Here is a 12,320-nt window from a genome sequence, read left to right on the forward strand (position 1 = left end):
GATCTCACGAGCAGGTAATCTTACAATCTCCTAATCTGCTAATCCACCGATCTCACGATCTGCTAATCCTGCGATCTGCCTGGCATTCAAGTCGGCAATCCTCATACCGTCGGAATGGCAAGGGTCAAAGGCCCATTGCCCTGATTATTTGCCGAAGTGACACCTCAAATTTCTGTTGAACCTGGATGTACTCGTCAAACAGTTGATTGAATTGAGTAATGATCGCCGGATCTAATGCACCTTGCAATCTAAGTGTGTTCGCATGTTTGGCCAACTGGTTGATATTATTACCGATCCGGGCCATTTCGGCACCGGCACTATCAATGTATTTGATAAGCTCCCTGGAATTGATCACGGTTTTCTTGGCATCGGATAAAATCCGCATCCTGATCAGGTCTGTTTTAGAAAGGGCCAATGCTTTTTCAAGACCAGCTATTTCCTTATACTCTTCTTCTGTAAACCTAACGTTAATGAACTTGGTTCGCTTACCCTCCTTTAATTTCGGTCGCCCATTCAGCTTCTTTAGATCAGCCATAGAAAAATTGAGTCGCGAAATTTTTTAAATCCCCCCTGGAAGGGCAAGAGACTTTTTGTGAAACAAAAAGACATCTTGCCGTTGCAAAAGCAACGGAAAATCTGATTATCAATTTGGGTTTTCAACCACTAATTAAGAAGTTGGGTGGCGGCTCTGCCGCCATTCGTTACCTCACAAACGGAACCCGGACATTGGCAAAGAAATTCGTTTTGGTCTCCTGCTCTTTAGTGATAGTTTTCAGCTGCGCTTTTAATTTATCGTTATAATCATTAAACCCTTCATAAACGGCTGAACGGTCAGTCGCATATGGTAAAGCTTTTATAAAATCCCTGCTGGCGGTTTTACCTGCTTTATCTCGGTCAAAGTAAATATCCAATGAGGAATAAGCTTTTGCCTTGTTGATCGCCTGGTGCAGTAAGGTTAAGGTATTTAAAACGATAATGGTATGGTCTGCTTCCGGATTTTCATATCGCCAGCTTAAAAAGTCAAGGAAGCCTTCAAATAAAGCTGCTTTTTTAGGGTGCCCCGGTATCACAGTAATCCCTTTGTGTCCCATACAGCCTTTAAAATAACGGTTACGGACTTCCCAGGAATTATGTTCATTGAGCCAGCCTGCAGCGAAATAATGTTTGCGAACATCATTTTCATCCTCTACATAATAGAAGACCTCACTGAGGTAAAACTTGGCGACCTCAAATACGCCGCGGCTTTTCAGGTAATCCGTAATGGCCGGGTGGGCACCTAGCGGCCTTACCTTTTCAACAACATGCTGGACCTTTACCGGTTTTCTTGGCCGCTGGGCCCTCGGTTCCGCTGTTTCGATTGCACAAACGTCCTGGATCTTCTTTACAACTTCGTTAAAGCTCAAATGCTTCCAGTACGCTAATCCGAAATCAATAATATTCCCGCCTTTTCCGGCACCATGGTCGAACCATACACCGAGATCATCATTCACACTAAAGGAGGGATTGCTATCACTATCCCGAAGCATACTAATATACATTTTTTCACGGCCTCTTTTAGGTACTGGCTGATATCCTAAACGGCTTAACAGGTCTACCAAAGACGCTTGTTCCTTCAGCTCCCTGGCGGTTAATAACTTTGACATAAAAATAGAATTGAGTTAAACAGATAGCCGGTAACCGGCAAAAAATAAAAAGACACCTAATCGTAGAAAGAAAGGTGCTCTACCTAAGGAGTAGCTTTGTGTACCGGCAGCGGGTATCGAACCCGATAATTCGCTTCTGCCGGTATATATTTCGGGACTACTTCCGTCAGATCCTACGATCCGGGCTCTCGCCTGCCTTCGCGTTCTCGGTCTATTGCGGCTTTACGCTCACCTTCGCGAAATTTCCAGCTTCCCGCCGGATAATGTTTTGTCCCCACATGTCAAATAACGTTCGTTTATCAACCCGTTAGGCTGGTTGATCAATTACCCCTCTGCAGTCGGCAGAAAGTTGTACCGGTTATGCGATGCTGATATAGCATCCGTTTACCCAGTTACCCCTTTGTTTAGGAATGACGGATTGATTTACGGAAGAGCCAAATAGCTTCCTCGTGATCCGGCAGTCAGCCTGGGCCCTGGTCAACTGGCTTCGAAAAGCTGTAGTCGAAGAAAATGCATTATGCACTTCTGAAAAGGCTTTTAAGCAGTTGGCCATATTGGCTGGTTGAACTGTTATCCTGTTGGTAATCATAGAGCAAAGCAACGGGGATTGAAGTAGTCTCAAAAGTTCAACTTTTCGCTACACCCCAAACTGCACCCCTGCACCCCGCTGATTTACAGTTGTTTATTCACTGATAAAAAAGATTTTTAATTTACCCAAACCAAAAAAGCCGCCCTGTTGAGGCGGCTTTAGGCGGCAGCAAAGGGGCTTTCAATAACCCTTGATGATCAAAATCAGCTTTTCCAGCGTCGCTATGGCAGCATCCTTATCCATCTGTTCGATGTGGTAAGTGCTTTTACGCATGCTGTTCCAGGAAATATTTTTCATGTTTTCTGTGGAAAGAAAAGGAACAATGGAACGAAAAATAACGCTGATAGAGCTGGCAATAATGAGCTTGGCATCGTCCGCGGCCTTTAGAATAATACCGATTTGGTCCACGCTTAGCTTACAGCGTATTTTGGAGATAGCTATTGGCTGCGTTGGCGTGTGGTGATCGTCAGCAACCTTATCTTCAACATATTTGCCGTAACGTTTTTTTAAAGCTGCGCCGGTATTTTGGAGTTTAAGCACCAGGTTCTCGCCGGTTGCCGCTAAGGGGTGGTTATCCGCGTAGCCAGCAAGATTTTGCATTGCCTGCTGTTCCAACAGGCGCAGGGCGTCGTAATAATGGGTAACTGTCGCTTTAATTTTTTTTGAAGAAAACTGATAAAAGGTACTCGATTTCAGATCCTTTAGAACGGTTTGCAGTTCCTGATCGAATTTATTCTCGATCGCTGATAATTGTTGTATTCCCAGCTCTGAAACACTCGTTTTTTCCGGGTTTAATGTGACTTCTATGATTTCGTCCAACCAGGCATAGGGATAGCCTTGCTTCTTGTCTATATTATACATAACCACCTTCCTCAAATTTTCTCTGTAGCAACTTTAAACTACAGCTAAAAATGCATCATGGTTAAGCTGCTTCAATTCCGAATCACCCGCATTGCTTGCCAGGGGACTTAATTCGCTATAAGAAGCAGGCGCAGCCGGCCCCGCTAAATGACCTCTTGAATCAAAGATAAAATATACTTTTTACGCTTTTCATAGATAAGTCTTATACGATGCTTCACCTTTCGCGATGAACGTTAGGCCTACTGGAAAGTTGCCGATGGATTGATCCTTAACCAACATACTTTATTTTGGAAAAAACATTTCATTCACTTTCGCTACCATTTTCAACAGTAGCTCCCTTACCGCATATCCCGTAAACTGATCGCCGCTATAGTATAATTTATTCATACTTCCATAAGATATACGTTCCTGCTTCTTACTCATAAAGTGAGTTGAAAAAAACTTCAATATAGCAGTGATGTTTTTCATGGTAAAAACGCCTTCCTCGTATAGCAACCTGACCAATAAGGCCATTTGGGCGACAGTGAGCTTCAACTCTAGCTTGCCAGGGATTTCGTGTTCACCACCGTTGATCTTAAGATGTTCCTGCCGGATAAACTCGTTCAACCAATGCTCCATCTGAATATGAACCGCTGGCACACCGGGATCAAATGCGGCAGTGGTCATCACCGGCAAAGATTTGAGTAAAAGTAGCTGTTTCAGCAACATCGGTAGCTGATCGTCTGCACGCAGATTGGATTTTTTCTTCGAGATATCGTCCTGGTACCAAAGACAAAAGTTATTGTGATTAAAATTCATATAGAATAATGCTTCTACGACGCTTTGTGTATGATCGGCACTACCCTCGAAGGAAACGGTGCCCTGCAAGGCCTCTGCAAAAGACATCAAATATTCCGCTGCACGGTAACTAAGAGGAGTATAACTATTGGTATTAATGATCGCCCCCAGATAGTCCATGACACAAACTTTCAAGCCAGGATCAATTTCGATATTTTCCAGTCCGGCACTCAATTCTTCCGCCACCTCCGCCATTTTTTTGCGGATGGACGGCGTTGCAGCAGCCGGTATTTTTCCGTTCTGATCAAAAAACGAATGAAAATACTGAACCTGGAAATCTCTCAGATCTAACAAGCGCCGCTGCAATAACAAAGGTAGTTTCAAAAGCATATCATCTTCTGCGAGGCCATTATCCTTTGCGGATCTGATCAGCTCGTAAAGGGAATCAGCCATTTCCAGGATAACCTGTTGCTGAAAGGCGATATATCTCCGTAGTACATGATCTTTTGCCTGGCTGAACAGCAGATCGGTCCAAACTTTCTTTATCCGCTGACACTCCATCATCATATTGGTTTCCTGTGCCGTTAAATAGGCAATTGACAACCCTTTCGATTGGTCTATCATGTCCGAAAAACCAGCGGCCATGGCCGCCAGCATTTTTAATTCGTCCTTAAGCATAGCATTAATCTTTTACTCCGGAAATTAATCCATTAGTGGTTTCTGCGCTGACTGCCCTTTGACGGCCTGCCGAATGGGTGGGCCGCTAACGGTGGTTAGTACGGTAATGGTTGTATTTGTCGGGTCACCTACGGTGGTTTCTGCGGAATAATCATCGATCAGATCATTGAAGCGATGTAACTTATTAATCCTCTTATTAAATTTTTTTGCTGTTATGTTTTTCATATCGGTAACTTTTTACTCAAATTAGGAGTAAACAAGAGGGAGTGACAAATTTGTTACACGCATGACCTGATGTAGTAGAAAGACAACCGGCTATGACAATGGGGTTACAATTGAGAATAGGGCTATTCAATAAATTGAATTACAAACTGCTCCTGAAGCATTTTGCCGGCTGGGTTATATTTATCACCTACGAAGTTAGTTTTGTGCGGTTCAGTATCGGTACGTTTTCACCCCTGCAAAACTATATTTGTTACTACGGTTTAAATGTGCTGCTTTTTTATTTCAACGCACATATACTCCTTTCTTTTGCTATTAAATCACCTAGTGTTAAGTTAAATATAATATGACGTATAAAAGCGTATATTTGTAAAACAAATTACAGATGGTACGTTATACGATAAAACTTACAAAAGAGGAGGTTGGAGAGTTATACTCGATAATCAACAAGGGCTCCCATAGTTCTCAAACATTCCGGACAGCCTATATACTATTGAATTGTGATGAAGGGGAATATGCGGAGAAAATAACAAATGAACAGATCAGCAAAGTCCTGAAAGTAGGGATGCGAACGATAGACCGGGTGAAGAAAAAGTTTATTGAAGAGGGTTTTGAAGGTGTTTTAGATCGTCGCCCCACCAGCCGTGTTTATGAAACAAAATCAGATGGCGATGTAGAAGCGAAGCTGGTTGCCTTGTGTTGCAGCGAGCCGCCTGAGGGGTTTGCTAAATGGTCATTAAGGCTACTCGCCGATAAAATGGTAGAGTTGGAATATGTAGAAAGTATTTCGCATGTAACAGTAAGAAGTGTGCTTAAAAAAACGAACTTAAGCCTTGGAAAGTAAAGGGCTGGGTAATACCACCGGAAAAAAGCAGCGAATTTGTAGCCAATATGGAACGCGTATTGGATGTATACAAAAAACCTTATGATGAGGAATTTCCGGTTGTATGTATGGATGAGTCGCCAAAACAATTGATAGAAGAAGGGCAGCCCTCTCAAGCCATGAAGCCTGGCCAGGAGGCAAGAGTAGATTACGAGTACATAAGGCATGGGGTAGTCAATATATTTATGGCCAACGAGCCTTTGAGGGGCAAGCGCTTTGTAGAAATTACGGCGTTTAAAACCAAAAAGGACTGGGCTTTATTCGTAAAAAGAATAGCAGATGAATGGTACCCGACAGCGAAAAAAATAACTTTAGTAATGGACAATTTTAAAACCCATTCGGCCTCTGCATTTTACGAGACATTTGAACCAGCCGAAGCCAAAAGGCTATGGGATAGGTTTGAGTTTGTTTATACGCCCAAGCATGGAAGCTGGCTCAATATGGCCGAGATAGAATTGCATGTATTGAATGGGCAATGCCTAAACAGGCATATTTCAACAATGCTGAAGATCAATGAAGAGGTAGCGGCATGGCAACACAACAGAAATAATAAGAACAGCAAAATTAACTGGCAGTTCGAAAATAAAGATGCGCGAATAAAACTGAAAAGACTTTATCCGTCATTACACGATTAACATAACACTAGATCTTATCTATGGATTCCCGGGCTGATGTTACTGGAATTATTTATTTACCTGGGATTTAAATACGGGCTTGACTATTTTCTGTTTTATTCTTCCGGGGCCGTTTCGACTCGCTCCTATGTCGCAACCTTTCTTGTTCCCAATATTTACCGGGGAATATCATTTTTAGGCTGCAGTTCACTATACTGGGCGATTTTACGTGTCATCACATTCAGAAACCGTGTGCATGAAACAGAAACGCTACAATTGACCACGCTTAAAGAAAAAGCAGAGTTAGAAAGAAATTTGGCGGAGGCTATGAATGCCTATCTCCAGCAGCAAATCAGTCCCCATTTACTATTTAATACCCTGACGTTCATCCATAACACTTATTATAAGCATTCGCGTACGGCTTCGCAATGTGTTTTACTGCTCGTTGATATTATGCGATTTTCGCTGGAGGAAGTAAATATTACCGGAAAAACTACACTAGCTAAGGAAATCGAACAGATACAAAACTTTATTGAGCTTAACCAGCTTCGGTTTGATTATGAACTCTATATCGATTTTCAAGTGGCGGGCGATACAGCAAATGCGCAAATTATTCCTTTAATACTACTGACGCTGACTGAAAATATTTTTAAGCACGGATACCTGAAAAAGAAGGAAGGCGAAGCAAAGCTGCACATCACGATCAACGCGCAAAACGAGCTGAGATTTGTAAGTTGGAATTTAAAAAAACATCAGTCCAAGAAAAAACGTTTACGATCTATAGGCATTCAGAACGTGTTCAAGCGTTTGGATTATAGCTACCCGCACCATTATAAACTGAAAATTAGCGAAGAGGAAGAGAGTTTTGGCGTGGAACTAATGATGCAGTTATGAATTTAAAATGCTATGTAATCGATGATGAATACCATTCTGTTGAAATGCTTTTGGCTTATATCGATCAAACCGATGGGCTCGAATTGCAGGGATTCTCTACCAACCCGCTTGTCGCGCTGAATGAAGTAACCGGGGCTAATCCCCCGGATATTACCTTCTTGGATGTAGAAATGCCGGAGCTTTCAGGGATGGAGTTTGCTGAAATGGCAAATCTTTATACAAAGATCATTTTTACAACATCCTTTCAGGAGTTTGCTTTAGAAGCCTTTGAAAAAGAGGCATTCGACTTTCTGCTTAAACCGATCAGTTATGCCCGTTTCAGGAGAAGCGTTCAGCGTATCCTGCGCGATGTTAAAAAGGCCGAAGCTGGTCAAAAGAAAAAACGAGATTTCTTTTTTGTCAAAACGGAAACCAGGGGCAGGATGGTTAAGGTAACCATCAATGATATATTGTACATAGAGGGCGCGCAAAACTATATTAAGATCCACCTTATTTCAGGTGATATCATGCCGTATTTAACCATAAACGAAATTGAGCAATACCTGCCGATGGATCAATTTACCAGGGTACACCAATCGTTTATCATCAATACCGACCGGATCAAGGCAGTTGAGCAAATGCGGGTGATCTTAGAAGACGATATCACTCTGAACTTAGGACGGTTTTATAAGGAGTCATTTCTTGAAAAGATGAACGAACTACTCCTTAAATCACGCAGGAGGTTTTGATTTGACGCTGCTCATTGCCCGTACCGTTACCTGGAATTTAAGAAGGCAATAATAGACGATTAATTCCTGTTGACGCTGTTTATCGACGAAGAGCCGGTTCAGGTGCATATGAATCATATCCGCCAATAATTGATTTTTCCTTTTAACACCGAATGCTGTTGTATGCCTCAAGACATTTTTGATTCCGTTCCTGAAAAGCTCCGCATAAGGCGTGAGGCGTAGTTGATGATAGTAGGATTCATTAGTTACTAATGAACTCACTTCAATTTTCAGCTCTCTGTATTTTTGGTCAAGGTCAATTCTCAGTGATTTATCAGTAGCAAACTCCGCATAAAATAGTTCCACCATTTTTTCAAGAAACGAAATTCGCTCAACAATGTCCGGAATAAAACGTTCTAATAACTCATAAACGGAAACAAATGCTATACTGTGATAACTGTAACTATAGGTTTTTTTACCAACCATTTTAATGTGATGTGCGATCAGTTCACTACTTCCGTGAAAATAATCCTCCATCCATTCTATTATATCGCCACCATATCTTTCCATTTCCCTTCGGTAAGTGTCAGCCTGGTACTCCCGGATCAACTGGTAACTAATGGTTTCCGACATTCGCCGCTTAAACTTATCCAATATCGGCCCGACTGCTGTTTCCTTAATTTTCAGGCGCAAACGAATATGATAACCAGGGTCCCGGTATCGTATAAAGAACCAGGATTGCATCTCAGACTGATCCAGCTTTTTTAATAAAGGTAATAGTCGCGTCGATAATATATTGTTCGCCATAGCCGGATTGCAGTATAATTTCAGATAAAGCCATTTGCTTCCGATGATATAATCCTGCTGCTTTTTGAGCACAGCTACGTCTTTCCGGAGCTGCAGACCCGAATAAACGGCTTCCCGCTTGTAAAGGAACGCTACAAACTGATTACACAACGCTTTACCTTCCCCGGTTTGGATGGTGCGGTTATCGGGGATGAAAAACTCCTGTAAAACAGCCCCTTCGCTTCCTTTAAGACAATCCACCAGGAATAGGATTTCCCAATCATTATCCAGATTAAAAACCAATTGCTGATCAAACTTGCTCAGGGCTAATATTGTTGGAAGTTTAAGCTGATCTTTTAAACTACGGATCTTTATGACGGATTCATCGCCTGACAAATGCTGCAAATCCTTCAGATCTTGTACGGACAGGTACCAGGTAGCCGGGCTTAAAATAGTTCGTTTATAAACGACTCTCGGATAGTAGGCCATCCCTGGAAAATAGTGTGCTAACGAAAAGGCATAGCTTCCCTGCAACCCTTGCTGCTGCAAATCACAAAGCAACCTGAATACTGCCAGGTTGTTTCGCGTATAGTTGTAGGCGGAAGTCAGACGCGGAATGATCACCTTTTGGTGCCGCTCCGACTCCAAAACAAGCTCATCGTCAACAACAGAAACCCACAGGTCAGAAAGTTGTATCTGATGGTCATTATCTAAAGTCGAAATCACATTTATGGGTATTTCATAATGGTATACATGTTCCCTCCTGTTGATATTATCGGCGTGAGGGTCAGAAAGCTGCCCGATATCGGCAAAGATTATTTCCGGATTTGCCGCCTGCTCCACAGCGGCGATCTCCTTACTTACACGATGTATTTCTTTGTTCCAGGCAGTGAACCGCCCGATTAATGCCGTTGCGGTAACGCCACCCAATGACTCCAGGAAAACACCGTGTGCTGTTGTTCTGAATAGCGCAGCGATACTTGGCGGGGAAGATAAAGTGCTATTAGATGAGAGGGATTGCACATCAAGCTCATCTAAAACAATCGGGCTATCATTTCCTAAGCGGTCATTCCATTTTTTAAACAGCATCCGATGTACCTTCGACCAATCCAGGGTAAGCTGATCCGTTTTCCGCTCCCTAAATTTAACAGAGCGTAAAAGATCAGAATCTATATTAGCGTGGTTAACAGGCCCGTAGCCAATCCCGATATCCGGGTCAACGGCTTGAAGTAAAGGTATCTTCTGCCTGTTATATCTTGCTTTAAAGTCTTTAATAAATTGGCGGAACATATCCGGTTGCGCAGGTGCTACTAAAGCGGACAAAGCCATTACCCCGTCCATTAGCTGATCTTTAATTTTGGACGAAAGCGCGCCGTGGGTCGTACTGCGTTCCAGGCCAGCATAAAATAACGGTCCAGGGTGTTGATGTCCGAAACCACTTAATAACTGACTGATCCTTTCCGCATTGGTCTTTAAATACTGAACATCCGGAAACCGGATCAGTTCCCTATTCCTATTAATATCCACCAGAACAGTATTCAAAAGAGAAGGGCTATTGGATTGGGCAGATAACACCTGCAAATAATCTTTCCCGATGATATTGTTGTTTGTAGCCGACATTAAGATACCCGCGCCAATCAAAAACCGGAGATAGTCACTGGCCATCTCCATGGTACAGCCGGTTAAATCCATCATATAGGCAGCGATTTCCTTTCCGCTTTTGAAGACCGTACGGCAAAACGAAAATAGCGGGCCGGTCAGTTCATTAATTTCAATGGACTCCAGATCAAAATAAATTTTTCGGCTGTCGTTAGCGTAAGTAGTGGTGATAAAGCGGAAGTCCCTCCCCCATTGGTAAAGTGCCGGATTAGCAATAAATAGGTTTTGTTCGGGATCATCATTGACGAACAGTGGAGATAAACGGTTGACAATTTCCTGGTCCACGTTCAAGTGAAGTTTGGCATCCTCATTCTTCAGGATTATCGTTTCGTCTTTCCCCCAGGTAGTTACTGAAAATGAGGAAAAGGCACCGAATGGCGTAGGCCGGAAACACATCCGGTTAAAATACTTTTGTACGCTCAGTTTTTCCCGTTCGCTTAATCGGGCATTGTCGAATTGCTTTTCCTCCAGATTGTGATATAATCCCGGGCTCGCCAGGAATAAGGCCTCCTGAAAATAAGGATCTCCAATAATTTTATCGAGCTTAACCTGGGTATAATCAATGTAACTAAAGAAAGGTGCCCTTACCACCAGGTTATCAGGGCTGACGCATAAGAATAGTTAAAAGTTGATATGGTTATGAACAAAGTGTTGGAAACGTAGGTATAACTTTTGTGGTTTCGGGAGGATTAGAGTCGGGTTAGCGTTTTTTCTTTGTAAAAGCATATGACGACTTCACTTCACAATCATTTTAGATGGATACCTGATCCTCGTACAGGTAATAATAAGAAACACAATTTACTGGAAGTTATCATTTTGTCGGTATTGGCCGTTCTATGTGGTGCAGAAAGCTGGTACGAGATGGAAGAATTCGGGAAGGAGAAAGAAGATTTTTTAAAGCAGTTGCTGCCTCTTGAAAACGGCATACCCAGTCATGACACGATCAACCGGGTTTTTATGCTGATCGATTCGGCGCTTTTTGAACAGTGTTTTCGTGCCTGGACAGCGGAACTTAGCCGGGGTCTTGAGGAGTCGGGCCTGTCTGGCGAAAAGGAGTTGATCGCTATCGATGGAAAGAGCATCTGTAACAGCGCCTGCAAACACCAGGGGTTGGGGGCCTTGCATTTGGTAAGCGCCTGGTCGGGTCGTAACCAGTTGGTACTGGGGCAACAAAAAGTGGATGACAAGAGCAATGAGATTACGGCGATCCCAGCATTGTTATCGCTATTGAACATCAAAGGGGCGGTAGTAAGCATCGACGCAATGGGTACACAGAAAGCGATTGCTGAACAGATTGTCGAAAGCCAGGGCGATTATATCCTTGCTTTGAAACAGAACCAGGAAACACTTTATGAACAGGTAATCAATCAGTTCAACTTTAAAGAAGACAGTTACAGCCAGCACCTGGATAAGGGCCACGGGCGGGCGGAGATCAGAGACTGCAAAGTCATTCATGAACTTAACTGGGTTGACGAAAAGGAAAATTGGAAGGGAATAAAGACCATCATCAAAATAACCTCGGAAAGGATAATAGGTGACAGCCACTCCATACAAGACCGCTACTATATCTCCAGCCTCCGTGCTGATGCTGCCTATTTTAACCAAGCCATCCGCGCACATTGGGGCATTGAGAACCAATTGCACTGGCAGTTGGATGTCGGATTTGGCGAAGATTACAATACCACACGGAACAAACAGACCGCCCAAAACCTTGCCGTAGTCAGAAAGATAGCCCTAAATATCCTAAAAGCCGACAAAACCAGTAAGGCCAGCCTGAAAGCAAAAAGAAAAATGGCCGGGTGGAACCATAAATTTCTTCTTTCATTAATCGCTAAAACAAATTCCTAATGCGTCGGCCCTGACCAGGTTATCAAAAAAGTGATAGTTGTCCATGCGCTTAAGTATTAAGGATAGTAGATATACGCATCCTTTATACGTGTTGCAACTTTTAAATTATCGCCTTTTGATTGTTAAAATGGGGTTTATTGTGATTATATCGTCCAATCT

Annotated in this window: 10 protein-coding genes; 4 read left to right on the top strand and 6 right to left on the bottom strand. The window is 42.8% G+C overall.

From position 1 onward, the window contains the following. Positions 1-124: 124 nt before the first annotated feature. The 5 genes from BDD43_RS23660 to BDD43_RS23680 all read right to left on the bottom strand — a co-directional run bounded on the left by BDD43_RS23660 (position 125) and on the right by BDD43_RS23680 (position 4,773). Entirely contained in the window at positions 125-535 is a 411-nt protein-coding gene (locus tag BDD43_RS23660; RefSeq protein ID WP_121200360.1) for a plasmid mobilization protein, read from the bottom strand. A 166-nt stretch (positions 536-701) separates the two neighbouring features. Continuing rightward, positions 702-1,643, bottom strand: a complete 942-nt coding sequence (locus BDD43_RS23665; RefSeq protein WP_121200361.1) for a toprim domain-containing protein — start codon at positions 1,641-1,643, stop codon at positions 702-704. A 769-nt stretch (positions 1,644-2,412) separates the two neighbouring features. Then, positions 2,413-3,093, bottom strand: a complete 681-nt coding sequence (locus BDD43_RS23670) for a hypothetical protein (protein WP_121200362.1) — start codon at positions 3,091-3,093, stop codon at positions 2,413-2,415. 282 nt (positions 3,094-3,375) lie between these two features. Then, positions 3,376-4,548 carry a hypothetical protein gene (locus BDD43_RS23675; RefSeq protein WP_121200364.1) on the bottom strand — a complete coding sequence of 391 codons (1,173 nt, stop codon included), beginning with the start codon at positions 4,546-4,548 and terminating at the stop codon, positions 3,376-3,378. A 24-nt stretch (positions 4,549-4,572) separates the two neighbouring features. Next, positions 4,573-4,773, bottom strand: coding sequence for a hypothetical protein (locus BDD43_RS23680; protein ID WP_121200366.1), 201 nt, complete (start codon positions 4,771-4,773; stop codon positions 4,573-4,575). 382 nt (positions 4,774-5,155) lie between these two features. On the opposite strand from BDD43_RS23680, the gene BDD43_RS23690 reads away from it, so the two are divergent. From BDD43_RS23690 to BDD43_RS23700, 3 genes are all read left to right on the top strand, one after another. After that, positions 5,156-6,288, top strand: a protein-coding gene (locus BDD43_RS23690) for an IS630 family transposase (RefSeq protein WP_233276784.1) whose coding sequence is annotated in 2 segments (ribosomal slippage) — positions 5,156-5,585 and positions 5,585-6,288 — 1,134 coding nt in all. Because the reading frame shifts where the segments join, the coding sequence is not laid out codon by codon here. A 36-nt stretch (positions 6,289-6,324) separates the two neighbouring features. Continuing rightward, on the top strand, positions 6,325-7,161 hold the full coding sequence (locus BDD43_RS23695; RefSeq protein ID WP_121200370.1) for a sensor histidine kinase: 837 nt from the start codon (positions 6,325-6,327) through the stop codon (positions 7,159-7,161). Then, on the top strand, positions 7,158-7,889 hold the full coding sequence (locus BDD43_RS23700; RefSeq protein WP_121200372.1) for a LytR/AlgR family response regulator transcription factor: 732 nt from the start codon (positions 7,158-7,160) through the stop codon (positions 7,887-7,889). The genes BDD43_RS23695 and BDD43_RS23700 overlap by 4 nt, the downstream gene beginning before the upstream one ends. On the opposite strand, the gene BDD43_RS23705 is transcribed toward BDD43_RS23700, so the two are convergent. After that, positions 7,872-10,904, bottom strand: coding sequence for a lantibiotic dehydratase (locus BDD43_RS23705; protein ID WP_121200374.1), 3,033 nt, complete (start codon positions 10,902-10,904; stop codon positions 7,872-7,874). The genes BDD43_RS23700 and BDD43_RS23705 overlap by 18 nt on opposite strands. A 135-nt stretch (positions 10,905-11,039) precedes the next feature. On the opposite strand from BDD43_RS23705, the gene BDD43_RS23710 reads away from it, so the two are divergent. Then, the gene (locus tag BDD43_RS23710; RefSeq protein ID WP_121195558.1) at positions 11,040-12,161 is read left to right on the top strand and encodes an ISAs1 family transposase; all 1,122 of its coding nucleotides are present in this window, start codon (positions 11,040-11,042) and stop codon (positions 12,159-12,161) included. Positions 12,162-12,320: the final 159 nt, after the last annotated feature.

Source organism: Mucilaginibacter gracilis (assembly GCF_003633615.1).
GTDB classification, from domain to species: domain Bacteria; phylum Bacteroidota; class Bacteroidia; order Sphingobacteriales; family Sphingobacteriaceae; genus Mucilaginibacter; species Mucilaginibacter gracilis.

Excerpts from the sequence above, each read along its gene's own strand:
- BDD43_RS23700 (WP_121200372.1), top strand. The coding sequence starts at position 7,158 with ATGAATTTAAAATGCTATGTAATCGATGATGAATACCATTCTGTTGAA.
- BDD43_RS23660 (WP_121200360.1), bottom strand. The coding sequence starts at position 535 with ATGGCTGATCTAAAGAAGCTGAATGGGCGACCGAAATTAAAGGAGGGT.
- BDD43_RS23680 (WP_121200366.1), bottom strand. The coding sequence starts at position 4,773 with ATGAAAAACATAACAGCAAAAAAATTTAATAAGAGGATTAATAAGTTA.
- BDD43_RS23695 (WP_121200370.1), top strand. The coding sequence starts at position 6,325 with ATGTTACTGGAATTATTTATTTACCTGGGATTTAAATACGGGCTTGAC.
- BDD43_RS23665 (WP_121200361.1), bottom strand. The coding sequence starts at position 1,643 with ATGTCAAAGTTATTAACCGCCAGGGAGCTGAAGGAACAAGCGTCTTTG.
- BDD43_RS23670 (WP_121200362.1), bottom strand. The coding sequence starts at position 3,093 with ATGTATAATATAGACAAGAAGCAAGGCTATCCCTATGCCTGGTTGGAC.
- BDD43_RS23675 (WP_121200364.1), bottom strand. The coding sequence starts at position 4,548 with ATGCTTAAGGACGAATTAAAAATGCTGGCGGCCATGGCCGCTGGTTTT.
- BDD43_RS23710 (WP_121195558.1), top strand. The coding sequence starts at position 11,040 with ATGACGACTTCACTTCACAATCATTTTAGATGGATACCTGATCCTCGT.